General features: G+C 34.8%; 26 protein-coding genes and 1 tRNA gene. 11 read left to right on the top strand and 16 right to left on the bottom strand.

Translation table 11 applies throughout. The features are described 5' to 3' along the window. The first annotated feature begins 17 nt into the window (after positions 1-17). Both EGH73_RS08940 and EGH73_RS08935 read left to right on the top strand, forming a co-directional pair. Positions 18-1,706 carry an ABC transporter ATP-binding protein gene (locus EGH73_RS08940; RefSeq protein WP_089768827.1) on the top strand — a complete coding sequence of 563 codons (1,689 nt, stop codon included), beginning with the start codon at positions 18-20 and terminating at the stop codon, positions 1,704-1,706. A gap of 138 nt (positions 1,707-1,844) precedes the next feature. Next, positions 1,845-2,180, top strand: coding sequence for a DUF3276 family protein (locus tag EGH73_RS08935; RefSeq protein WP_089768829.1), 336 nt, complete (start codon positions 1,845-1,847; stop codon positions 2,178-2,180). Positions 2,181-2,206: 26 nt separating this feature from the next. On the opposite strand, the gene EGH73_RS08930 is transcribed toward EGH73_RS08935, so the two are convergent. From EGH73_RS08930 to leuS, 11 genes are all read right to left on the bottom strand, one after another. Then, positions 2,207-3,217, bottom strand: a complete 1,011-nt coding sequence (locus EGH73_RS08930) for an acyltransferase family protein (protein WP_123281534.1) — start codon at positions 3,215-3,217, stop codon at positions 2,207-2,209. Positions 3,218-3,291: 74 nt separating this feature from the next. Next, positions 3,292-3,367 (bottom strand) — tRNA-His (locus tag EGH73_RS08925). A gap of 34 nt (positions 3,368-3,401) precedes the next feature. Continuing rightward, positions 3,402-4,124: a bacillithiol biosynthesis deacetylase BshB1 gene (gene bshB1 / locus EGH73_RS08920; protein WP_123281533.1), complete on the bottom strand. Its 723-nt coding sequence runs from the start codon at positions 4,122-4,124 to the stop codon at positions 3,402-3,404. Positions 4,125-4,208: 84 nt separating this feature from the next. After that, positions 4,209-5,861 (bottom strand): tetratricopeptide repeat protein, encoded by a 1,653-nt coding sequence (locus EGH73_RS08915; RefSeq protein WP_123281532.1) that lies wholly within the window; start codon positions 5,859-5,861, stop codon positions 4,209-4,211. A 94-nt stretch (positions 5,862-5,955) separates the two neighbouring features. Next, complete coding sequence (locus tag EGH73_RS08910) at positions 5,956-6,822, bottom strand: PstS family phosphate ABC transporter substrate-binding protein (RefSeq protein WP_245985486.1); 867 nt, start codon at positions 6,820-6,822, stop codon at positions 5,956-5,958. Position 6,823: 1 nt separating this feature from the next. Next, positions 6,824-7,006 carry a C4-dicarboxylate ABC transporter gene (locus EGH73_RS08905; protein WP_123281531.1) on the bottom strand — a complete coding sequence of 61 codons (183 nt, stop codon included), beginning with the start codon at positions 7,004-7,006 and terminating at the stop codon, positions 6,824-6,826. Between the two features lie 71 nt (positions 7,007-7,077). Then, a complete protein-coding gene (locus tag EGH73_RS08900; protein WP_123281530.1) occupies positions 7,078-7,902 on the bottom strand; it encodes an energy transducer TonB in 825 nt (274 codons plus the stop codon). 36 nt (positions 7,903-7,938) lie between these two features. Further along, a complete protein-coding gene (locus EGH73_RS08895) occupies positions 7,939-8,478 on the bottom strand; it encodes an ExbD/TolR family protein (RefSeq protein ID WP_123281529.1) in 540 nt (179 codons plus the stop codon). 7 nt (positions 8,479-8,485) lie between these two features. After that, the gene (locus tag EGH73_RS08890; RefSeq protein ID WP_123281528.1) at positions 8,486-9,091 is read right to left on the bottom strand and encodes an ExbD/TolR family protein; all 606 of its coding nucleotides are present in this window, start codon (positions 9,089-9,091) and stop codon (positions 8,486-8,488) included. Positions 9,092-9,164: 73 nt separating this feature from the next. Continuing rightward, the gene (locus EGH73_RS08885) at positions 9,165-10,028 is read right to left on the bottom strand and encodes a MotA/TolQ/ExbB proton channel family protein (protein WP_123281527.1); all 864 of its coding nucleotides are present in this window, start codon (positions 10,026-10,028) and stop codon (positions 9,165-9,167) included. Positions 10,029-10,315: 287 nt separating this feature from the next. Next, positions 10,316-13,126, bottom strand: a complete 2,811-nt coding sequence (leuS, locus tag EGH73_RS08880; protein WP_123281526.1) for a leucine--tRNA ligase — start codon at positions 13,124-13,126, stop codon at positions 10,316-10,318. 407 nt (positions 13,127-13,533) lie between these two features. Between leuS and EGH73_RS08875 the strand changes: the two genes are divergently transcribed. Then, positions 13,534-14,289 (top strand): glycosyltransferase family 2 protein, encoded by a 756-nt coding sequence (locus tag EGH73_RS08875; protein ID WP_123281525.1) that lies wholly within the window; start codon positions 13,534-13,536, stop codon positions 14,287-14,289. Beyond that, positions 14,289-14,915, top strand: a complete 627-nt coding sequence (locus EGH73_RS08870) for a deoxyuridine 5'-triphosphate nucleotidohydrolase (RefSeq protein ID WP_123281524.1) — start codon at positions 14,289-14,291, stop codon at positions 14,913-14,915. Before EGH73_RS08875 ends, EGH73_RS08870 begins: the two co-directional genes overlap by 1 nt. A 76-nt stretch (positions 14,916-14,991) precedes the next feature. On the opposite strand, the gene EGH73_RS08865 is transcribed toward EGH73_RS08870, so the two are convergent. Then, positions 14,992-16,257, bottom strand: coding sequence for a 3-deoxy-D-manno-octulosonic acid transferase (locus EGH73_RS08865; protein ID WP_123281523.1), 1,266 nt, complete (start codon positions 16,255-16,257; stop codon positions 14,992-14,994). A 4-nt stretch (positions 16,258-16,261) separates the two neighbouring features. Then, complete coding sequence (locus tag EGH73_RS08860; RefSeq protein WP_123281522.1) at positions 16,262-16,738, bottom strand: DUF1648 domain-containing protein; 477 nt, start codon at positions 16,736-16,738, stop codon at positions 16,262-16,264. Between the two features lie 279 nt (positions 16,739-17,017). On the opposite strand from EGH73_RS08860, the gene rpmH reads away from it, so the two are divergent. Together rpmH and EGH73_RS08850 are read left to right on the top strand one after the other, a co-directional pair. Beyond that, positions 17,018-17,176, top strand: a complete 159-nt coding sequence (gene rpmH / locus EGH73_RS08855) for a 50S ribosomal protein L34 (RefSeq protein WP_039365072.1) — start codon at positions 17,018-17,020, stop codon at positions 17,174-17,176. A gap of 137 nt (positions 17,177-17,313) precedes the next feature. Next, positions 17,314-18,024 carry a cell division ATP-binding protein FtsE gene (locus EGH73_RS08850; RefSeq protein WP_089768858.1) on the top strand — a complete coding sequence of 237 codons (711 nt, stop codon included), beginning with the start codon at positions 17,314-17,316 and terminating at the stop codon, positions 18,022-18,024. A 41-nt stretch (positions 18,025-18,065) separates the two neighbouring features. On the opposite strand, the gene EGH73_RS08845 is transcribed toward EGH73_RS08850, so the two are convergent. Genes EGH73_RS08845 through EGH73_RS08835 form a run of 3 tightly spaced genes read right to left on the bottom strand, consistent with a single transcriptional unit; the run spans position 18,066 to position 20,811 of the window. Next, positions 18,066-18,770 carry a tRNA1(Val) (adenine(37)-N6)-methyltransferase gene (locus EGH73_RS08845; RefSeq protein ID WP_123281521.1) on the bottom strand — a complete coding sequence of 235 codons (705 nt, stop codon included), beginning with the start codon at positions 18,768-18,770 and terminating at the stop codon, positions 18,066-18,068. Continuing rightward, positions 18,771-20,225 (bottom strand): sensor histidine kinase, encoded by a 1,455-nt coding sequence (locus EGH73_RS08840; RefSeq protein WP_123281520.1) that lies wholly within the window; start codon positions 20,223-20,225, stop codon positions 18,771-18,773. Beyond that, positions 20,215-20,811: a riboflavin synthase gene (locus tag EGH73_RS08835; protein WP_123281519.1), complete on the bottom strand. Its 597-nt coding sequence runs from the start codon at positions 20,809-20,811 to the stop codon at positions 20,215-20,217. The genes EGH73_RS08840 and EGH73_RS08835 overlap by 11 nt, the downstream gene beginning before the upstream one ends. A 222-nt stretch (positions 20,812-21,033) precedes the next feature. On the opposite strand from EGH73_RS08835, the gene pdxA reads away from it, so the two are divergent. The 5 genes from pdxA (at position 21,034) to accC (ending at position 25,029) form a co-directional block, all read left to right on the top strand. Continuing rightward, positions 21,034-22,122, top strand: a complete 1,089-nt coding sequence (pdxA, locus tag EGH73_RS08830; protein ID WP_123281518.1) for a 4-hydroxythreonine-4-phosphate dehydrogenase PdxA — start codon at positions 21,034-21,036, stop codon at positions 22,120-22,122. A gap of 95 nt (positions 22,123-22,217) precedes the next feature. Next, entirely contained in the window at positions 22,218-22,748 is a 531-nt protein-coding gene (locus EGH73_RS08825) for a YceD family protein (protein ID WP_123281517.1), read from the top strand. Positions 22,749-22,790: 42 nt separating this feature from the next. Next, entirely contained in the window at positions 22,791-22,994 is a 204-nt protein-coding gene (rpmF, locus tag EGH73_RS08820; protein WP_076781964.1) for a 50S ribosomal protein L32, read from the top strand. A gap of 105 nt (positions 22,995-23,099) precedes the next feature. Beyond that, the gene (gene accB / locus EGH73_RS08815; protein WP_123281516.1) at positions 23,100-23,576 is read left to right on the top strand and encodes an acetyl-CoA carboxylase biotin carboxyl carrier protein; all 477 of its coding nucleotides are present in this window, start codon (positions 23,100-23,102) and stop codon (positions 23,574-23,576) included. 94 nt (positions 23,577-23,670) lie between these two features. Next, entirely contained in the window at positions 23,671-25,029 is a 1,359-nt protein-coding gene (gene accC / locus EGH73_RS08810; RefSeq protein WP_123281515.1) for an acetyl-CoA carboxylase biotin carboxylase subunit, read from the top strand. Positions 25,030-25,106 lie beyond the last annotated feature (77 nt).

Here is a 25,106-nt window from a genome sequence, read left to right as displayed (position 1 = left end):
AAATCAAAGCAAAAGAAATGAAAGCTTTAAAAACACTTAATCCTTATTTCTGGAAACATCGTATGTTACTGTTTTGGGGATTCCTATTCATCATACTAAGTAACTTTTTTACGATTTACAAAATTCAGTATATCGGTCAGACAATTAATATTATCGAGAAAAATTATTCTACGCTTAAACTTTCTGCAGATGCGGGACTTATAGATAATGTAAGAAACAATTGGACTTATTTCAGAGTAATTTTTATCAACTCTGGCATTTTAATCGGTTGCTCATTGCTCTCTGGTTTTTTCACATTTATGATGAGACAAACCATTATTGTTGCATCCAGAAGGATTGAATATGAATTGAAAAACAAAATCTACAGACATTATCAGGAATTATCGGTTACCGATTATAAGAAAACGACCATTGGTGATCTTCTTAACCGATTAAGTGAAGATGTTGTAGCTATCAGAATGTATCTGGGACCAGGAGTAATGTATGTAGTAAACCTGATTATATTACTTATTATCACAAGCATTTATATGTTTATGACGGATTTACAGATGACTCTTTGGACACTGATTCCTCTGCCTATACTCTCTTACGGAATTTATAAGGTGAGTGATATTATTAATAAAAAGTCAAAGGTGATGCAGAAAAGTCAGTCTGCCATATCAACTTTTGTTCAGGACAGTTTTTCTGGGATTCGTGTTATCAAATTTTTCAGTAAGGAAAGATATATTGAGAAAAATTATGGCATCAAAGTAAAAGATTATCAGGACAAAGCATTGGATCTTGCAAGGACAGAAGCCTATTTTTTTACGATTATCATCTTCGTCATCGGTCTTCTGAATGTTGCAATACTAGTGATTGGCGGTCAAAAATATATTGACGGCGAAATGAGCGTGGGAACCATTGCGGACTTTTTTATGTATATTAATATTCTAATTTTTCCTTTTTCTATGCTGGGCTGGGTCACGTCTGTCAATCAAAGAGCCGAAGCCAGTATGCAGAGAGTGAATGAGTTTCTGGATATGAAATCCGAGATTATTAACACCAACCACGACATCTATCCAATAAAAGGCGAGATCGAATTCCGGAATGTAAGCTACACTTATCCGAATACAGGGATTAAAGCTATTGATAACTTGAGCTTTGTAATTGATGCTGGAAAATCACTGGCAATAATGGGAAAAACTGGAAGTGGCAAATCTACAATTGCGCAATTGCTTTGTAGACTGATTGATCCTGATGAAGGAGAAATTCTTATCGACGGGAAAAATCTGAAGAATCATAATCTACATCTTTATCGTGAACAGATAGGTTACACACCTCAGGAAAGTTATCTTTTTTCCGATACTATTGAGAATAACATTGGTTTCGCAATAGACAATCCAAGCCACAACCTTGTGGTTGAAATGGCTAAAAAAGCTGATGTCCACAAAAACATAGAGGAGTTCAAAGATCAGTATAACACTCTGGTGGGCGAGCGTGGCGTGATGTTATCCGGCGGTCAAAAACAAAGAATCTGCATTGCAAGGGCAATGATAAAGCAACCTAACATTCTGATATTTGATGATTGTCTGTCTGCATTGGATACTGAAACAGAAGAAAACATTCTTCGGAATATTGACAAAGATATCAAAACCACCACTTCAATTATCATAACACACAGAGAATCAAGCGCAAAACGGGCAGACCAGATTCTTTATCTTAATTAGAGTTATTTGATTTTGAAATAGAAATTATTAAAATTTTAAGAAAAACTTGTGTTTATGAGTTTTTTTTAACAAAACATTTTGAAATTCCGAGAATTCTATTATATTTGTTAGAACAGATTTCTAAAAAAATATTTAACAATGAGTGAATTTAAGGAACGACATGAGAATGAGATTTTCACTAAAGTGTTGAAAGCAGGCAGAAGAACCTATTTCTTTGATGTGCGGGAGACCAAAGCGGGTGATTATTATTTGACCATTACAGAAAGTAAAAAGAATTTCGGGGAAAATGGCGAAGCAACTTTTGAAAAACATAAAATCTATCTTTACAAAGAAGATTTCAAAAGTTTTCAGGAATTATTTAATGAATCTACGGATTTCATAATCCAGCAAAAGGGTGAAGATGTAATCTCAGAAAGACACGATAAAGACTATAAGTCCAGATCTTTTACAATAGAGTCTGACGACGAAGTTTAAAACCAAAAAAATATTTTAACGCATCTTCAGAGATGCGTTTTTTTTATTCTTTTTCGTAAAAAAGGTTCTTCTATTAACTTCCAAATCATCACAGACAAAAATATAATTACGACATAACTTAGAAACAATCCGAAAAAGGAATAATTGTCATAAATTTTTTCTTGTACAAAAATCTGAATTACAGGAAAATGTATAAGATACATTCCGTAAGAAAAGTCACCATATTTTCCAAAATTCTTAACTGGTAATTTAGAAAATGCTAACCATACTATCGAAATGCCTAGTGAAAAGGCAAAAATAATTTGCACTGGAGAATATAAGAATTCCATAATTCCGAGAAATAAAAATACAATCAATATTTTATTCTTTTTTGTATTGAAATAATCAAAATTGATATACAATAAAATACCAACTACAAAATATTTTAGACTTCCAGGAAATTGTTTTGATAATTCGTAATTGAAATACTTATTGACATAATAACTATATATTAAAGAGAAAAAATAGATACTTATTATAATGATATTTTGTGACTTTCGACTTTTTTTATGGATGAAATAATACAATATAGGAACAAAAAAATAAAACATTATTTCCACTTTTATTGTCCATAATGATCCATTAACTGCACAATGTAAATTATTTTCAAAAACATATTGAATACAGGGTTTCAGAAAATTTGCAAATACCAAATTAGCACCTAAATACTTTACCCAATCTGATGAAAAGTAATTTTGGAGTGTTGTACTGGAAAAAAAGTATAGTAAAAAAGCAAACGTAACTACGATAAAAAAATAAGCCGGAACTATTCTCTTTATTCTATTTCTAAAATATATATTTAGATTTTTTGATCTGTCAAAACTTGAATAGATAAGAAAACCGCTAATAATGAAAAAAGAGTATACACTAAAATTAGGCATAGCTGCAAAAAAGCCGTTCCAAAATTCTGGATTACCGCTTAAAAGTATGGAATGTCCTATTACAACTAGGAATGAAAACAAAAACCTTAAAAAATCAAAATTATTGTTGTTTTTCATATATCATCAAATCCTAAATGTATAAAAACAATATTAAATAAAAAAACGCATTCTAATTGAATGCGTTTTAATCAGGGTGAATGATGGGTCTCGAACCCACGACCTTCGGAACCACAATCCGACGCTCTAACCAACTGAGCTACAATCACCGTTTTGCGTGTGCAAATATATAATATTTTCTTTGTTAATCACAAATAATTCCATCGAAATTTTTCAGAGCAATCAATTTTTCAGTTGTAAAACCTTCCGCATATTCCACTCCAGAAAGCCTTCCCAAGTCTTGTGCTCTGTAAGTCAGGCTTTCCAGAAAATCTTTTGTTGCAATTGGTGTAACTGGTTCTTTGGATTCCGGATTATAAAATTGTGTTTTATATGCTAAACATGCTTCTATTTTTTGCTCCATAAATCCAGAAATATCAATCACAAACTCTGGAACCACGTTTTTCCATTGGATATAGTGGAAGATATGTTTTGGTCTCCAAACTTCTTGTGGTTGATCATTATCAAAAGTTTCTATTTTCTTCAAACCAGAAAGAAAACAAGCATCAGAAACTAATTTTGCAGCTTTTGCATGATCAGGATGTCTGTCATCAATTGCATTAGCCAAAACAATTTCTGGTTTGTATTTTCTGATTTTTTCAACGATTTTAAGTTGATAATCTTCTGAATTATTAAGGAAACCATCTTTTAGCTTAAGATTTTCTCTTGAACTAATTCCTAATATTTTAGCTGCGTTAGCTGCTTCTTCAGCACGCGTTTCAGCCGTTCCTCTAGTTCCTAATTCCCCTTCCGTCAAATCAATAACGCTGACTGTTTTTCCTTCAGCAATTAATTTTATAATTGTTCCTCCACAACCCAATTCTACATCATCTGGATGCGCACCAATCGCCAAAAAATCACATTTCATTTTAAAGATATTTTTACAAAATTACTAAAAAGAAAACTTCCCAACTTTGGAGGTTGGGAAGTTTTTATAATTTAATAACTTAGATTATTTATTCAATGCTTTTTGAAGATTAATTGCATCCTGATATGTTGGTTCATATTCTAGAGATTTTGCAACATCTTGTTTTGCTTTTTCAGGATTAGCATCTTTTTCCATAAATGCTACAAAGAAATAAGCATAACCCAAACTCGGTTTATTAGCTTCTATTTCTGCTGGTTTTACAAGAGAAATAAATTTCTCATACGAAGCTTTAGCCATATCATTATTTTTAGCTTGCTGATAAGCATAGCCTTGGCTGTAATATGCTGGCGCCCACTCTGGCAATGCTGAAATCATTTTCCCCCAAGTTAAGATAGCGCCATTCCAGTTTTGAACATTCTGATACTCTGTAGCTAATTTGTAAAGAGAATCTGTGTCACTAGGATTTTCTACAATCTTTTTCTTAAGAGCTTCTATTGCTGGAGATGTAGGACCTTGCTCTACAGATGCAGAATTGATTCCTCCTTTTACTTTTGCAAGTTCTTCATCCCATTTTAGTGTTTCGTCTTTTGCAGCTTTTGCAATAGCAATTTTTTGTTGAGCAATTGCATCTAATTGTGCTTTTTTAGCAGCATCTTTTTCGCCCTTTGCCATACCTGCTGCAATTAGACCTTGCAAACCTTCATCAGATGGCTGGATTCTGTTTTTGTCTGCCTTTGATAAAAAAGTTTCGATATTTTGCTGAGCTCCTGCATAATCTCCATCTGCATATTGGATGTAAGCACGTAATCTATATTTGATTGCATCATCTACTTTATCGAAAACTGCATCTAATGTCTTCTTTGCATTAGCATAGTCTTCATTAGTAAAATAAAGCTTAGCAATTTCTAATTGTGTATATGGATCTTCATCCGCATACTTTGTATAATTAATCAAATTCTGAGTTGCTTCTGCATTTTTCTGATACTTGATATTAAATCCTGCCAAAGCTTTGTAAGCTGGAGCATAAGTTGGATCTACTGCAATCGCTTTATCAATATTGGTTTTTGCTTGTTGCCATTGTTGAGCAGCAATCCAAAGCGTGCCTTTTCTTGTATACACAGAGGCTTTATTTTGAGCAACAGCTTCTGCTTTATCATAAGCTGTCATTGCATTTCCTGGATCTTTTTTGATTCTGTAAGCATCGCCTAGAGCGTAATAATAGTTAGCAGGAACACCTTTTTTATCTGCCTTCTCAATAGCTTTATTCAAAAAAGTAATTGCTAAGTCTGGAGAACTATTTTTTTCAAATAATGTCAATGCTTCACCCGCACGGAAAAGAACTTCTGCATCTTTTTCTCTAGAGTCTTTTACAATTTGTTGGATCTCTGCAATTGCTGACTTATCACCTTTGCCTAATTTAACAGAAGCTAAGCCTAATTTATTCAAATAACTTTTAGGATCTGCAGCGAGTCCTTTGTTGAAGTTTTCTTGTGCAGAATCAAAATTGGGATCGAATTGAGTTAAGTATGTATTACCTAAGTAGAAATAATTATTGGCGTCTTTAGGATTTTGATTAATAAGGTCTGTAAAATTTTGTTTTGCTTTCGCATATTTTTGGCTATCTACAAAATTAATTCCGTCTTGTAAAGATTGTGCAAAACTAAAACTTGTAAAAAACCCTACTGCTGCTGTTACAGCAATCTTTTTTGATAAATTCATTATATATTCTGTTTTCATTTTTCTTAACTATAAATTTCTTTTAGTCGCAATATTTAGACCAAAATAAAAATTTATGTTTAAACTTTCTGTTAAATAAATATTAAAAGTTCAATTATCTCATTTGAACCTCTCTTTTAAAAATATTATACGGCTGGAGACCTTCTTTTTCAACAACAATCTGTCCCAATTGTTGGCATGAAAATCTAATAAATCCATTCCCTAGGCCATAATAACCTTCATTGGTTAAGAAATATAAAATTCTTGTAAAAGGATAAGACATATTTTTCAAACTATCATTGGAAACATCATACGTTTTATTACCCTTAACGACTTTTAATATTTTCAATTCGTTCCGAAGTTTTTCAGCTTCTTTTCCATAAGGACGACTAATTGTATTGTAGCTTATCACACCTATCTTGTCTGGATAATTTTTAAGTTGTTCTACAACATTTTCGTTTCCATTGATGATAGAAAATTTTAAATCGGATGGGTTTTTATTAAATTTTTGCGCGATAAAATTAAGATTACTGGAATTAGTTCCATCAAAAATAAAACGTTTTTTTTCAGACTCAAGCTCGCTAGCAATCTCATCCATAGAAATAGATTCTAAAGGCGAATTTTTTGGAACGACAAATAAAACGGCATCAGCAGCAAATTTTGCAGGCTTCCAAGGTAAATCTACTTTAGTATCGTAAGCTTCTTTTTCTTTTTGAGATAACTCTCTAGACATAACAATCACTCTTACTTTTCTATCTAAAAGATCAAGCAATCCAAAATCTTCTTTTTTAATAACAAGATTAATCTTGGTTTTTGGGTTGAGTGCTGTATAACGTTCTACTAAAGCTTCTGAGACACTTTTGAAAGATTCGTCTGCTTCTATGGTAATTTCACCTTTGTTAGGATTGTCAACGTCTTTATCTTTTGAACACGAGTAAGTCACAGCTAGAATTGCCATGAATAGAAAAAATATTTTTTTCATTCTAATTATCATTTTTGAGCGCAATTATAGCTCTTACAAATCTGAAAATACCATAAACAATTAATAAAACTCCCAGAGGATAAGCAATATTAGATATTACGATTTCCAGATATCTGTAAGCAATAATAAAGATACCGAAAGCAATGTAGAGAAATCCTACAACTAGAGAAAGCCATTTATACATATCACAAATTTAATAAAAAAAGAGAAGTTATAAAAACTTCTCTTTTATATAATATATTACAAATTAAATCCTTATTGGAAATTCATTGTAACAGGTAATCTAAATCTAGATCTTACAGGTTGTCCATTAACCTTACCAGGAGTCCATTTAGTTTTGATACCTTTAACTGTAGCTTCAGCTTCTTTATTAAAGTCAGAATTAGGACCTGTTGCTTTTACTTGTGTAAGCGAACCATCTTTTTCTACAACAAAAGTAATCTCAGTTTTAAAAGTACCTTCACCTTCAAGATTTCCAGAATCAAAATTATTACTGAATTTAGTTCTGAAAGAATTAATCCCTCCAGGGTATTCTGCAGATTGATCTACAGATTCATAAACTTCATTAGTTACAGGTTTTACCTCGGCAACCTTACCCGTTCCACTAGATGGTGGTGGTGGTGGTGGCGTATAAGCAGGAGTTTTAACCCCTTCTTGAGCTACCAAACCTGTCGTTGTCTCCAATTGTTTAGTAATTGGTGGCGGCGGTGTTTCAATCTTTGGCGCCTTTTTAGGCTCTGGAACAACATTCTGAATTACCTCTTGCTGTTCAGGCTCTTTTGGAGGCGGAGGTGGTGGTGGTTCTTCTTCTTTAGGTTGCTCAATAATTGGTTCTTCTTCTAAGATATCTACCAACTTTGCATCTACCTCCACAGCATCTTTAGCATTCATTTGCTGAATTTTCAGATAGACAAGAGGAGAAACCGCAAGAAGAATAAAGAAAGCCGTTCCTATCAAAAAAGATCTGGTAAGCAACTTAGGATACGCAGTTCTAAGATCGTACGCACCATATTCTTTATTTCTATTTTCAAATACAATCTCATCAAGAGAAAGATCGTACTTCAAATTTTCGTCTGCCATTTTAATAATATTAAATATGATATTTGTAGAGAGAAATTATTCTCCAACTTTCTTTTTATAAATAGCTAACTCCCAAGGTTTGATATCGGTAACCCCATATCTTTCATTTTTGGTAATAGCCATTTCATCAAGAATATCTACAAAATTCTTATATACTGCATCGTCTGTTGGCTTGATAATTACTGTGAATTTTTCTTTATCAGAGGCTCCAGCTTTTGCTCTCTCAATTACTTTCGTAATACCTTCTCTATCAAAGTTTGTTTCAATAAGTGTTTGATCGTTAAGACCAGCTTGATCTTGTTGGTGATAGAAAATTTTGTTATCTTTTCCTATTATAATAGAAATTGAATTATTTAATTTGATTTCTGTATCTGGTGGTTTCTGGTTTTCCTTTGGCTTAGCCGGAAGACCAAGATCCATCACATTTGGTTTACTAAATGTTGTGGTAAACATAAAGAACATCAACATCAAGAAATTCAAATCAACCATCGGAGTCATATCTACACGGGGATTGTGCTTTTTCGAGCGGACCTTACCGCCTTTCCCGGAATCCTCTTTTACTTGTACTTCTGCCATTTCCTGATTAATTTTTATTTGTCTCTTGTGATGTAATCAACCAAAATTTAAGAAAATCAATATCTCTTAAACCTTCAAACAAGCTTTTTACTTTTGGATATTTTGTAGTCACATCACCTTTAATCGCTAACTTGTAGTTAGGATTAACAGCAAGACTCTGCTCTACCCAATCAATTAATTGCTTATTTGTACTATCCATAGGAATACCTTCTTTTGATTTGTAAGTTTTTTGTTGTTCTGCAGGCAGATTCAAAAAACTTTTCAATTGTCCCATTGGTACGCTTACCGCTTCTACTTTTGCAAATGCAGCTTTTTCTGGGTTTGTAAAAGTCATATTGTACTTTGCTCCCATTTTATCCAAAAGTTGTATTTTTTCTGACCCGTTATCTACAGGCTGAAAATAAAACACACCATCTGGAGTAATACTTACAGTCATAAGACTAGCATCAGGAAGTAACTTCTCTGATATAGAAGAAGGCGGTTTTATCTGTGCCACATCGGGCTTTTTGAACTGGGTAGTCATAATGAAGAATGTAAGAAGTAAGAATGTTACGTCACACATTGCTGTCATATCTAGAGCTACACCATGTCTTTTTGGTTTAATTCTCGCCATTATTTTGTCTATTTAACTATTTGATGAAATTTAAAATGTAATAAAACTACATTTTAAGAAAACACTCAGTTTCTTAGTGAAACTCAGCAAAAGATTGTTGGATGCTCATAGAAATCTCGTCGATCTTGTAAGTCAAACCATCAATTTTTGATGTGAAATAGTTATAAAGAATAATTGCAATTGCAGAAGTACCAATACCTAAAGCTGTATTCATCAAGGCCTCAGAGATACCGATTGATAATGCAGCAGCATCTGGTGTTCCACCTGCTTCTCCTAATGCTTGGAATGAACGAATCATACCTAATACTGTTCCCAATAGTGCTACCAACGTTGCAACTGTTCCTAATGTAGAAAGAATGTTCATATTTTTCTCTAACATTGGCATCTCAAGAGTTGTAGCCTCTTCAATTGCTTTGTTAAGACCAGCCATTTTTTGTTCTTTGTCTAGAGTTGTATCGTGAGCTAATGCTTTGTAAGTCGTAAGACCTTCTTTCACAACATTTCCGATAGAACCTTGTTGCTTATCGCATTCTTCCAAAGCCTCATCGATTTTGTTTTTGTTAAGCAAGCTTCTGATTTTTACAACAAAATTATCAACATTTCCAGTTCCAGAAGCTTTGTTCAATACAATAGCTCTTTCAATAGCGAAAACAATAACGATAATCATAAAAGTAATCAACACAGGAACAAGAACTCCTCCCATATAAATAACGCCTAATCCGTGAGGGTGTAATTCCGTCCCTTTGATATCAGCAAATGCTACTGAAGCTGTGCCAGCTGTACGAGCATCCTCTTGAAAGTTAGATGGATTACCTAAAACAAATAAAAAGATTGCAATACCAATTGCAAATAAGATTGGTATAATTACCGCAGGATTAAGACCTCCTTTTTTTCTAGCAACTACTTGCTCATCCGTGTTTGAAACATTCATTTCCATATTAAAACTAAATTATAATTGTTAAATTTTATCGTGTAAAATAAAGTCAAATATTTTAAAAATGCAAAATTATTTTTGCTTTAAGTTCTAATTTTCTATAGTCAAATAAAACAATTAATTTCATTATTAAATAATTTAAAACCTTGTTTTTGTGAATTTATTATTCCTTTTCGAACTATTAAGATTATATACTTAAAATTGATATGATAAAATTATGATTTTTATTTCAATAATTTTCGGTATATACTACAATAAATTTTCTTAATCTATCCCAAGGAAATCTACAATCAGCTAACAATATTGATGATTTTCTTCGGGACAAAGATGAAGTTCTTAACTTGATTTTCGCCTAAAATCCTTTTAACATCTTCATTTTGCATCACAATTGTCTGCACATCATCCTTTGTCAGATGAGCAGCCAACTTCAGCTTCATTTTCATTTTTCCGTTGAAACTCAATGGGTAATCTATCTCATCTTCAATCAGATAGCTTTCATCTAGCCTTGGAAATTGTTCAAATTCAATAGAAGCATTATTTCCCAACAATTGCCAAACCTCTTCGCAAATATGTGGCGCATATGGTGATATAATAACAGCCAAGGGTTGCAAAATATTGCGCTTGTTACATTTTAATTTCTGCAATTCGTTCACGGCAATCATAAAAGACGACACAGAAGTATTGAAAGAGAAGTTTTCGATGTCGTAAACTACCTTCTTTATTAATGTATGCAACACTTTAAATTCTGCTTTCGTTGGCTCTTCATCAGAAACTGAGAAATTATCGCCATCAAAATAAAGATTCCAGAATTTTTTCAAGAAACCATAAACTCCGCTAAGACCTTGCGTGTTCCAAGGCTTGGATTGTTCTAATGGACCAAGGAACATTTCGTACAATCTTAAACCATCTGCTCCGTATTCATTACAGATGTCATCTGGGTTTACAACATTGTATTTTGACTTAGACATTTTTTCTACTTCACGACCTGTGATGTATTTTCCGTCTTCTAAAATAAATTCTGCATCTGCGTAATCTGGCCTCCAAGATTTAAAAGCTTCGGTATCTAATTCGTCGGTTGTTCCTTTTAATAAAGATACGTCAACGTGGATTGCTTGAGTTTTGTAATCTTTCACTAAATTTTTAGAAACATATTGATTGGTTCCATCAACTCTATAAACAAACGCACTCATCCCCAAAATCATTCCTTGATTAATCAATTTTTGGAAAGGCTCATTTTGCTCAATATAACCTCTGTCTTTCAAGAACATATTCCAAAAACGAGAATACAATAAGTGACCAGTTGCGTGCTCACTTCCGCCGATGTACAAATCAACTTGTCCCCAATAATCTGACAATTCTTTTTTACAGAAAACCTCATCATCATTCGGGTCCATATATCTTAGGAAGTACCAAGAACTTCCTGCCCAGCCTGGCATTGTGGATAATTCTAAAGGGAAAACGGTTTTATCATCAATCAAATCCGTATCAACCACTTTTTGATTCGCTTCGTCCCAGGCAAATGTTTTTGCGTTTCCTAATGGTGGGTCGCCGTCTTCTGTCGGCAAATATTTCTCAACCTCAGGAAGTTCCAAAGGCAAAGCAGAATTTGGCAACGTGTAAGGCATACCTTCCTTATAATATATAGGAACCGGTTCTCCCCAATATCTTTGTCTAGAGAAAATCGCATCACGCTGTCTGTAATTCGTAGTGCCGTGACCGATTCCTCTGTTTTCGATTTCAGCAATTATTTTTGCTTTCGCATCATTATAATTAAGACCATTCAGGAAATCAGAATTCACACAAACCGAATCCTTAGAATCATAAGCTTCTTCCTGAACATCTACATCAGATTCAACAACTTTAATAATTTCTAAATTAAATTTCTTCGCAAATCTATGGTCACGCTCGTCGTGTGCAGGTACAGCCATCACAGCTCCAGTACCGTAACCCATCAACACATAATCAGAAATATAAACCGGAATTTTGTTCCCATTAAAAGGATTAATTGCATAACTTCCCGTGAAAGCACCACTCACATTTTTCACGTCAGCCATTCTATCACGTTCAGTCTTTTTGGAAGTTTCTTCTATATAATTATCAACTTCAGTTTTCTGTTCCTGAGTTGTCAGATTTTGAACCAAAGGATTTTCCGGCGCCAAAACCATAAAGGTCGCTCCGAAAATAGTGTCAGGTCTTGTTGTGAAAACTTCAATTGTTTCTCCATTTTCAGTAGCAAATCTAACTTGTGCACCTTGAGATTTCCCAATCCAATATTCCTGAGAATCTTTCAAAGGTTGTGGCCAGTCCAAAGTTTTCAATCCTTGCAATAATCTTTCAGAATATGCAGAGATTCTCATACTCCATTGCATCATTTTCTTTTGGAAAACAGGATAACCACCTCTTTCGGATTTTCCGTCTTTTATCTCATCATTTGCTAAAACCGTTCCCAAAGCAGGACACCAGTTCACAGTTGTTTCCGCTCTGTAAGCCAAACGATAATTCAATAAGATTTCTTCTTTTTTAATATCAGAATAAGATTTCCACTCTTCTGAAGTGAAATTTAATTCTTCATTTTGATTGGCATTAAGACCTTCAGTTCCTTTTTCTTCAAAATGTTTGATTAAGGTTTCGACGGATTCCGCCTTGTCCGTATTCTTATTATACCAAGAATGAAACAACTGAATAAAAATCCATTGTGTCCATTTATAATAAGAAGGATCCGAAGTTCTAACTTCCCTACTCCAATCGAAAGAGAAACCGATTTTTCTTAATTGTTCCTCGTATCTTGTGATATTTTGTTCTGTTGTAATGGCTGGATGCGTTCCAGTCTGGATGGCATATTGTTCTGCCGGAAGACCGAAGCTATCGTAACCAACCGGATGCAAAACATTGAAACCCTGATGTCTTTTGTATCGCGCATAGATATCAGAAGCAATATAACCAAGCGGATGCCCCACGTGAAGTCCGGCTCCGGAAGGATACGGAAACATATCGAGGACGTAAAATTTCGGTTTATCGGTTGAGTTGGAAGTCTTGTAGGTTTGATTGTCTTCCCAATATTTTTGCCACTTTTTTTCTATCTGCTGATGGTCGTAAAACATTCTATAAAGTAAGAATTAATAATGAATAATTTTTTTTTAAGATTCACAAAGTTAAGATTTTGGAATAAATAGACAATTTTTAATTTTTGGATCACATTTCAGCATTTATAATTATTTGGGCGCCTTTATCCGTCCTCCGTTCCCGCTTTTTTTGTTATTGCGAAAGAATCCAATCGGTAATAGAAAATTACAGCACTCGCAATAACAAAAAAGAGCTCCACTCAGGCCGGGGTGCAGATTCTAGCATCGAAACAAGTTTTGTCATAAACCACAATGTTTGCCATTGAATTATTTTGACAAGTGTGAAAATTGTCACATCGAGCTAAGTCTATATCCTAAAACCAGAAGTCCTTTTTCTTTATTCTTTTATCTTCTCGTCTTTATTTATCTTTGTAAAAAAATCGCAAGTGCCCGAAATATCAATCATCACGCCGAGTTACAATTCCTCAAAATATCTTCAGGAGACGATTGATTCGGTTTTGAAGCAAACTTTTCAAGATTGGGAATGGTTGATTACTGATGATTGTTCAACGGACAATTCGGTGGTGATTCTAGAAAAACAAAACGATTCCCGAATCAAAGTTTTCAAAGCAGAGAAAAATGGCGGTGCCGGACACGCGAGGAATATTTCTTTGAAAAACGCAACAGGAAGATTCATAACATTTCTGGACGCCGATGATTTTTGGGAACCGAATTTCCTTGAGGAAATGATCAATTTTATGAAATCAGAAAATGCAGAATTAGCCTACTCCACTTATTCTCGTTGTGATCAAAACCTGAATCCTACCGAAATTGGCGATTTTGAAGCGGATAAAATTGTAAATTTCAACAATCTTTTGAAAACCTGCAGATTATCACTTTTAGCATCGATGTACGATTCCAAAAGAGTTGGAAAATTCTATTTCCCCGAAGGTACAAAACGAGAAGATCACGTAATGTGGCTGGAACTTTTGAAAAAGATCCCGGAAGGAAAACCTTTGAAAAAGACTTTATCAAAATACCGGATGTTGCCCAACAGCGTTTCTCGAAACAAATCAAACATTATGAAGGACCAATATTTGGTGTACAAAGATTATATGAAATTCTCAACTTTGAAATCTCTGTATTATACAGCTAATTGGGCTTTCAACGGTTTTATCAAATATTCTAAAATCTTTAATTAATGGAATATTCAAAAGAATTCAAGCAAGCTCTTAGCGAGTTTTCTTCAATTGAGAAAGACCGACTGATTTTCCGATTATTGAAGAAAGATAAATTGCTTTCCAAAAAACTGTATTTCGAACTCATCGATCCGGAAACGACTGATGATAAACGAAATGCGATGGAAGAAATCATCAGCGAAAGAGTTACGGAGATTTCAAAATATGTTGCCAATCAAAAATATTTTTTGGTTTTGATCAGAAAACTGAGCGCAGAAATAACGGAACATGTGAAAATCACAACGGATAAATTTGGGGATGTTTATCTTAATCTCTTTCTTGTAAATACCATTTTGGAGCATAACGACAAGTTATCGAGGCAGAGGTTTGATGCCGTTTACAAGCTATACATCTACCTCATCAATAAAATTATCAAAGCCTTAATCCAAATTCAAAAACTAGACGAGGATTATTGGCTGGAGTTTGACAAAATCTTAACTGATATTGATTTCCAGTTACACGAAAACCTATATCTTGAAAAACTTTGCATCAACAATGGTTTAGATTTCAACTGGCTGAAATGCGAAAATATCCCAGATCACTTTGAATTGATTGTGAAAGATATAAGAAGCCAGGGATTCTTAAAGTAATTATCAAAATCCAAAAACATTATCTATTAATAAATAACAATTGAAATATTGAAATTATCTTTTGTTTCTTTTGTAGTTAAATATTTGATTCCAAGATTTTCTTCACTATTATCGCTGTCGCATATGGCTGAGAATTCACAAAATTGTATGCATTTTCTGACATCTGTTTCAAAAAAGACTTTTCCTCGCCTTCATTCTCAACATCTTTTTTTATCACTTCTCTGATGAAAACCGAAGCTGCCACAAAATCGTCAAAACATTTTCCGCCGTTGGCATCAATCAGCGCATCTGCTTCCGGATTTTTTCTGTATTGATTGCCAAAAATCACAGGAACGCCATAAACTGCTGCTTCCAAAATATTGTGTAATCCCGCCGAATGAAATCCACCACCTACAACTGCCAGATCTGCATAAGAATACAATTTGGAAAGTTTACCAATTGAATCTATAATGAGAATTTGGGAGTCTGAGAGTTTGAGAGTCTGAGAGTTTGAGAGCGAGCTGTATAGACAAGCATTCGGGAACAGTGTTTGCAGATGCGGAACACGCTGCAAGTCGTGAGGTGCAATAACGATTTTAATTTCAGGAAGTTTTTTTGCAACAACCTGAGCAATATCTTCTTCCGTCTGCCAGCTGCTTCCAAACACAATCAGTTTCTGACCGTTTTTAAATTCTTCTATAAATTCTAAATGATTATCTCTGTCGAGAAATTGTTTAACTCTGTCAAATCTTGTATCGCCGGAAACAGTAGAATTAGTTAGTCCGATTTTTTTTGCCAAAGCCTTAGACTTCACAGTCTGGTGAAAGAACCAATCAATGTTCTGTTTCAGCTGTTTTACAAACCACTTTCCATAACTTTCAAAGAAAACCTGATGCTCATAAAACAAAGCCGAAATCACATAATTTTTTGTCCCTCGATTTTTCAGTTCTTCTAAAAGATTGTACCAGTAATCATATTTCACGGTAAAGAAAATCTCAGTTTCAAAAGTGGAAACAAATTCTTTCACGTCTTTTTTCCTGTCAAAAGGCAAATAGCAAATCGCATCGGCAATCTGTTTTCTTTTCTTCACATTCTCATAACCTGATGGCGAGAAAAAAGTCACCAAAGTTTTATGTTCGGGGAATTGTTCTTTCAATTTTTCTAGGACCGGCAAGCCTTGTTCATATTCGCCAAGACTGGCAGCGTGCATCCAAAGCACTTTTTGTCCCTGAAGTTTTTCTGTGACAATGCTAACAGACTGCTTTCTGCCACGAATCCCTTTTTTTGTTTTCGAATTGAATACTGAAAAGACTTTCATCCCGAAAATCATTACATGCACGAAAAGATTGTATACAGATTTCATTTAATCAACCTTGTAAATTTTGACGTTTTGAAATTATATAAGAATAAATTAGAAGTCCACAAACAAATATAAAAACCAAGCCTAACAAATAATGCATTATTGAACTTAATCCATTGGTTTTTCCTAAAGCATTCTGAATACTTTCATAATTAACATCTGCAAATATCAGCATAATTATTAATAACAGAATACTTACAATAAATTCCGTGAGAATAGGCTTCTTTTTTATATTTTGAGGAATATTAAGTAGAGGAAAATCAGGATTTTTCGAAACATACATTAGAAATAAAAACAAAGCTGTAGTTAGAGTCGTTTCAAACCAAATAGTACTTTTTGGACCAAAACCATCAGGCGTTCCAGCAATATTATAATGAATGGGAATGGTTTCTGGCAGGTTTTTAAAATTAACAATTGTAAAAATCCAGATCAAAATCAAAACCACAAAAGAAATAACTTTCAGTACAAAAGAGATAGTTTTCATAATTGTTTAGTTCTTTACTACAAATCTATCATTATTTATTGAAGGAATTCATATAACTAGCCAATCCAAGTTTTTTTGATAACGTTAAATTCATTTTGAATTTTGAACTGGGCGAAATACAGACACGTTTAGCTTCACGTAATCAGTTGTAAAGAATCAGAATCAATAGGAATTAAAAAATTAACATAAAAAAGTTTTCAAATATTTGCCACTCAAAATAAAATCTCTATATTTGCAGTCTGAAAATAAAAAGATAATTACGAACTAAATATATTAGTGATGAGTAAAAGAACATTCCAACCATCTGAAAGAAAAAGAAGAAACAAACACGGTTTCCGTGAAAGAATGTCTACACCAAACGGAAGAAGAGTGTTGGCAGCTAGAAGAGCGAAAGGCAGAAAGAGCTTAACTGTTAGTGCAGCGCGCGCTAAGAGATAATTTTCTTTAATTATCATATACAAAAAATGCTTGAATTTTTTTTCAAGCATTTTTTGTTGTTAAAATTTGCCAAAAGTAAAAGCTGAAAAATAAGTTTTTGCTATTTTTGAATCTTACAAACTTTCAATTTACAAATTATGCCGCACAGAAATGACCCGGGTATCGATATTATAGATTTGAGCAGTGCTAAGATTGTACAGAAAAACTTTACAGTTCTGAATGACGTGGATCTTCATATCAAAAAAGGAAAATTCTGTTATCTGATTGGAAAAACAGGGTCTGGAAAAAGTTCTCTTCTGAAAGTACTGTACGGACAACTTCCTCTACAAGGCGGAAGCGGACAAGTTGCAGGCTTTGATTTGAAAAAATTGAAACAGTCTGACGTCCCTAATCTGAGAAGAAAACTAGGAATCGTTTTCCAGGATTTTCAGTTGTTACCAGACAGGAATATCGAGAAAAATCTCCTCTTCGTCCTTCAGGCCACCGGCTGGAGTGACAAACACAAAATGGAAGCAAGAATAGATGAAGTACTTTCCAGCGTTGGTATGAAAACTAAAAAGCATAAAATGCCTCACCAGCTTTCCGGAGGTGAGCAACAACGTGCTGCGATTGCCAGAGCACTTCTTAATCATCCAGAGTTGATTCTTGCAGATGAACCAACAGGAAATCTTGATCCAGAAACATCCAATGATATTATGACTCTTCTAAAAAATCTGGCAGAAGAAAACCATTGCGCCGTAGTAATGGCAACCCACGATTACCATATGATTCAGAATTATCCCGGGGAAGCCATCCGATGCGAAAACGGACAGGTAACTGTTCTTGATACTGCTGAACTTTTTGAATAAGAAAATTTCCAGTTATAAAAATTTAGACTCTTTGAAGAAACTCAAAGAGTTTTTTTGTTGAATATGTGGAAGTCTTTCGTCAGCTCAAGATATTCATCGGAATAAACTCTTGGTGACTTTTCTATAACGAAATATTCTTCGGTAACTTCTGATTTTTGAAATGAATATTCTAAAACTACCCTTTTCGGTTTAGAAGTATTGATTCCTTTGATAATGACTTTTCTTTGCAGACATAAAAAATTATCGCTACAGATTTGAGTGAATTGTTTTTCGGAATCAATGGGAATAATAACAGAAAATAAGCCTTCATCGGAAAGTAATTGCGAAGCATTTTGAATCAAATCCGAGAAATCCAATTCTAATCTTTGTCTTGCAAGAATATCTTTTTCAGAACTGTTGGTTTCAAAATAAGGTGGATTAGAAACAATTAAATCAAACTTCTCATCAGTTTCAAAATTTTTAAAATCCTGAAGTTGACTTTTAATTTTATCAGAAAAAGGAGAATTATAAAAATTATTTTGAGAAATTTGGACAGCTTCAGGATTAATATCAATTCCTAAAATATTAGCCTCAGAATTGCGTTGAGCCAGCATCAAAGCGACAATTCCGGTTCCGGTTCCTACTTCCAAAATCGCTCTCGCCTGATGGACATTGGACAAAATTCCAAGCAAAACAGCATCAGTTCCCACTCGAAACACTTCAGAACTCTGCTGAACTTCAAATTGCTGAAATCTAAATGGCTTCATTTATAAATTGGACGGCATTGAAATGGTAAAAACCGCACCTTTATCCACTTCAGAAAATACGCTTACTGTACCGTTATAATCTTCCACCATTCTTTTTACCATTGTTAGACCTATACCCATTCCGCTGTTTTTGGAAGTGAAATTTGGATCAAATATTTTTTCCAACTTATCTGGCGATATCCCTACTCCATTATCGTCAACTATGATCTTTATGCGCTTTTCAATCTTTTCGATATCTACATTGATGACTGACTTTCTGTTATCTGCTTTCGCCTGACTAGCATTGGTCACAAGATTGATTATAATTCTCGCCAGATAATCCTTGTCTATTTTCATCATTATATTATCATGACTTGCATGGATGAAGATATTTTCATCACTAAAAATAGTGAGAACATTTCGGATTTCCCTATTCAAATTGATTTCTTCGTCGTTCCTTTTTGGGAGCTGCGCAAATTCTGAAAATGCCGTTGCTACCCTGCTGATGACTTCAATCTGACCAATGATTACTTCACTAAGATTCTTAACTTTAGTTTCGTTATTAGGATCATTGGCATCAAATTTCCTCTCGAAATTCTGCATCATCAGCTTCATTGGCGTCAGCGGATTCTTGACCTCATGTGCTACTTGTCTAGCCATTTCTTGCCACGCAGATTGTTTTTCAATATAACTTAGCCGCTCTCTTTGGTCAGCAATCTCGGAGATCATTTTATTATAAGCCTTAACTAAAGCATTTAGTTCATCATTCTTATAATAACGGATCGGCTGGAGATTTTTATCAAACAGATTAATTTTACTAATCATAGAGGTGAAACGTGTAATCGCATTTGTTAGATTATTTGAAATGATCCAGCTAAGCCAGATACTGAGAAAAATAATCAGCAAATTGACACCAACGATGTATCCGAAATAGTGTTTAAAAACCACCTTGTAGGCACTTTCATTATGATAATAAGGAAAATAAACATAAGCAATATCCTCCAGCATGTTATTTTTCAGCACCATATAGGATGAGACAATACTGGCTTTAAGATTTTCATCATAGGATTTGTGATCATAGCGCTTACCGTCTTTCCGAATAGCTGCGATTACTTCCGCTGGCATCTTCTTTTGCGCCACCAGATTTGGCTCCTTGTTGGAGAGGAGGTAATTCCCATTCAAATCATAAATAATAATATCGTGCTTATTAATATCTGCAATCTCATAGATTTTATTCTCGAGAACCGTAGGAATATCCTGTGTTTTGACCGTTGAGTGGCTAAGCGCATAATCCAGAGATGACATTAGCGCTTCGGATTTATTCTGCATATCGGTACGGCTTTGTTCTTTCGCATTGTTTCTCAATATCACAAAAGAAAGAACACCCGAAGTAACTATACTCAGTAAACAAATAGCCATAAAACCTAAGAAAACGCGGTTTCTTAAACGGTAACCTTTATAATTACTAAATGACATTTTGCTTTTTCAAAAGTTTGGCAACATACTTTCCGATGATGTCAAATTCTAGATTCACTACATCACCTTTTTTCAGATGCTTTTTATTCGTAAACTCCCAGGTGTACGGAATAATTGCTACAGAAAACTGATTTTTTCCGCTCTCTGCAACGGTTAGACTCGTTCCGTTGACTGTAATTGACCCTTGAGGAACTGTCGTATATTCATCCGATTCTTCATAAGAAACCGTAATGATGTAACTGCCGTTCAGATTCTCAATATGCTCTACAATTCCGGTTTTGTCCACGTGACCTTGCACCACGTGACCATCCAGTCTTCCTTCGAATTTCAAACAGCGTTCCAAATTCACTTCCGTTCCCACATTCCAATGGCCGAGATTCGTTTTTTCAAGCGTCTCATTGATGGCAGTCACTTTATATTCGTTCCCGTTGATTTCGACCACCGTCAGGCAGCAGCCGTTGTGTGCTAGACTTTGGTCTATTTTCAGTTCCTGCGTAAATGGACAGCTTAACGTGAAGTCTATATTAGTTTCGTTTTTCTCGATTTTAACAACATTTCCTGTTGCTTCAATGATTCCTGTAAACATTAGTGCGTCTTATTTTAAAGGATTTTTAGGAGCTTTATCCCGCTTTACGTTGCAATGTTTTTCTTTCTGAAGTTAAAGAAAAAGGATTTCCACTACAATCGGGGCTATAAATGTTGCATATTTTACCAACTTTTTAGTAGAATGTGTAAACAAATAGTTATAAATACAACCTAAAAAAACCGTAATTTTGTAAAATTCTTTTTAAAAGTCAAAGATAAACAAATGAGCTCCAAACACCATAAAATCAGAGTAGGAATTTCAATCGGTGATTTCAACGGCATCGGCCCGGAAATCATCCTGAAATCCCTGAAGGACAAAACCATTACAGATTTTTTTACACCAGTAATATTTGGGTCGGGAAAACTCTTTACTTATCAGAAAAATGTTTTCAAATTACAGACCAATTTCAATTACATCAACTCACCAAAGGAAGTTCAGGGTGGAAAAATCAACATGGTCAATCTCATAAAAGAGAACAGCAATATAGAATTTGGAGTTCCTACAGAAGAATCCACCAAACTGGCCATTGCTTCCCTTGAAGCCGCTACAGAAGCCTTGCTCAATCAGGAAATCGATGTGCTGGTTACCGCTCCAATCAATAAAGATGAGATGTTAAAGTACGGCTTTGCGCACGCAGGTCACACAGGATACTTCGAAGAAAAAGCACAGAAAAAAGCCGTGATGTTTATGGTAACAGACGAGCTGAAAGTGGCTGTTTCCACCCATCACATTCCAGTCTCGGAAGTGGCGCAACACATCACCAAAGAAAAAATCAAGAAACAGGTTAAGCAATTGGTTTCTACGTTAAAAGAAGATTTTTGTGTAGAAAAACCAAAAATTGCCGTGCTTGGACTGAATCCGCACGCTGGTGACGGCGGCGTAATCGGTAGAGAAGAAATTGAGATTATACAACCGGCTATCAAAGAATTATTTGACCAAGGCATTATGGCATTTGGACCTTATCCGGCAGACAGTTTTTTCCAGCCTGAAAAATACAAAGCTTACGATGCAGTTTTAGCAATGTATCACGACCAGGGACTGACACCGTTTAAAACCATTGCTTACGAAGAGGGCGTTAATTATTCCGCAGGTCTGCCATTTATCAGAACTTCCCCAGACCACGGGGTAGCGTACGATATTGCCGGAAAAAATCTAGCCGATGAAACTTCCTTTTCTGAAGCTATTTTTACAGCCATCAAGATTTTTAAAAACAGAAGCGAATATAAGGAATTAACACAGAACAAGCTTCTCACAAAGCTTTCACACATTACCAATGGTGTGGATGAAGACCTTCCAACTGGAGATGAATAAGACTAAAATTTCTGAAGTAAATTTTTGCAATTCAAGTATTTCCAAAAACATTTTGTTATTTCAAAAAATTAAATTATTTTTGCACACCATTTTTTATGGACAGATTTAGAAACTACGATATTGCTTTTTCTGGTCTAAAAACCGGAAAGCACGATTTCAAATTTGAAATCAATCAAGAGTTCTTTGATTTATTTGAGACTGAACAGGAGTTTTTTAACCCAGAGATCAGTGTGGATGTTCGTCTAGACAAGCACACGACCTTTTTGGAATTTTTCATCAATGTTTCAGGAACAGTTCAACTGATTTGCGATATCAGCACAGATGAATTTTCTGACAATATAATGAACGATTTGAAAATTCTTGTGAAATTCGGGGAAGAATATGATGACAGCAATGAAGACATTATCACCATTCCTCAGAAAGACAGCGAATTTAATATCGCCAATCTTATATATGAAACCGTGGTTTTATCAATCCCTATGAAAAAAGTGGCGCCATCTGTAAGAGACAATGACGAGTATAAAAAGCTACTGGAAAAATACAGTCCGAAGCCAATCGAAGAAGAGGAAGAACAGAGCACAGACCCAAGATGGGAAGCTTTGAAAAAATTGAGAAACAATAATTAAATATAACATATAATTCGGTAGAATTTTTTAAAATAATTAACAATGGCACATCCTAAGAGAAGACAGTCGTCTACAAGAAGAGATAAAAGAAGAACGCACTATAAAGCTGTAGCGCCTCAATTGGCAAAAGATGCTACGACTGGTGAACTACACCTTTATCACAGAGCTCACTGGCACGAAGGAAAACTTTACTACAAAGGAAAAGTTGTACTAGAGAAAACTGTTGAAACAACAGAAGAAAACTAAGATTTACTTTTGAAAATCTTATACTAAACATAAAAAACCACTCGGATTTTATCAATTTGGGTGGTTTTTTATTATATTTGGCGTTCAAAATAATTTAAAAAATTTATGGATATTAAAGACATTCAGAATCTTGTAAGATTTGTTGCAAAGGCAGGTGTTTCAGAAGTGAAGTATAAAAACAAGGACTTTGAAATCTATATAAAAACTCCCCTTGGAGGTGAGCCTGTAAGCTATGTCACTCCTCAAGTTGCCTACCAAGCACCAGTTTCTGCACCAGCAGCAAGTCAAGTTTCAGCAACTACTATCACTTCCGAAGCAGCAACTACTGCTGACGACAGCAAATATATCACGATCAAGTCTCCAATGATTGGTACTTTTTACAGAAAACCATCACCGGACAAAGATGTATTTGTAAACGTGGGCGATTCTGTTACTGAAGGAAAAGTGGTTTGCGTCATTGAGGCAATGAAACTTTTCAACCAGATAGAATCCGAAATCAGCGGAAAAATCGTGAAAATATTGGTAGAAGATTCTTCTCCTGTAGAATACGACCAACCTTTATTTTTGGTAGATCCATCTTAAGCAATTTTAGATTAAAGATTATAAATTTTAAATGGAAGATTTTTCATTTAAAATAATTTAAAATTCAAAATTTATAATTTAAAATTCGAAAAAGATGTTCAAAAAAATATTAATCGCTAACCGTGGGGAAATCGCTATGCGAATCCTGCGCACGGCGAAAGAAATGGGAATCAAGACTGTTGCAGTGTACTCTACAGCAGACAAGGATAGTCTTCACGTTCGTTTTGCAGACGAGGCTGTCTGCATCGGACCTCCAATGAGCAAAGACTCTTATCTGAAAATCCCAAATATTATTGCAGCTGCTGAGATTACCAATGCAGATGCCATCCACCCTGGTTACGGTTTCCTTTCCGAGAATGCAAACTTCTCAAGAATATGTGCTAAAAATGGCATCAAATTTATCGGAGCGACTCCTGAGCAAATTGAAAAAATGGGAGACAAAGCGACGGCAAAAGCTACAATGAAAGCGGCCGGAATCCCTTGTGTTCCAGGTTCTGACGGATTAATCGATTCTTATGAAGATGCAAAGAAAACAGCTAAAGAAATCGGTTATCCTGTAATGATTAAAGCAACTGCCGGTGGCGGTGGAAAGGGAATGAGAGCCGTTTGGAAAGAAGAAGATCTGAAAGACCATTGGGATTCTGCGATTCAGGAAGCGGTTGCCGCTTTCGGAAATGGCGGAATGTATATGGAAAAACTGATTGAGGAGCCTAGACATATTGAAATTCAGATTGCTGGAGACCAATATGGGAAAGCCTGTCACCTTTCCGAGAGAGACTGTTCTGTACAGAGAAGAAATCAGAAACTGATAGAAGAAACGCCATCTCCTTTTATGACGGATGAACTCCGTGAGAAAATGGGCGAAGCAGCAGTAAAAGCTGCGGAGTTTATTGGATATGAAGGTGTAGGAACCATCGAATTTTTGGTGGACAAACACAGGAATTTCTATTTTATGGAAATGAATACCAGAATCCAGGTAGAACATCCGATCACCGAACAGGTTGTAGATTACGATTTGATTCGCGAGCAGATTTTACTGGCTTCCGGAACGCCAATAAGTGGTAAAAATTATTACCCAAAGATGCACGCTATTGAGTGTAGAATCAATGCTGAAGATCCTTATATGGACTTCCGTCCTTCTCCGGGTGTCATCAAAGGTCTTAATATTCCTGGAGGACACGGCGTGAGAGTAGATACACACGTTTATTCGGGCTACGCAATTCCGCCAAACTACGATTCAATGATTGCAAAACTAATTGTTACTGCTCAGAACAGAGAAGAAGCGATCGCAAAAATGAAACGTGCGCTGGAAGAATTCTACATCGAAGGGGTGAAAACGACTATTCCTTTCCACAGACAATTATTGGAAAATGAAGATTTCCTTGCCGGAAATTACACTACAAAATTTATGGAAGATTTTGTAATGGATAAAAATTTTGATAATAATATCTAAAAAATAAAATCCCTATAGATAAAATGCCTGACTTTTACAGTTAGGCATTTTTCTTATCATTAATTGCAATCAAATTC

It is taken from the genome of Epilithonimonas hominis, assembly GCF_003730015.1.
Lineage (GTDB): Bacteria > Bacteroidota > Bacteroidia > Flavobacteriales > Weeksellaceae > Epilithonimonas > Epilithonimonas hominis.
This window is presented reverse-complemented; position numbering and strand designations above follow the sequence as displayed.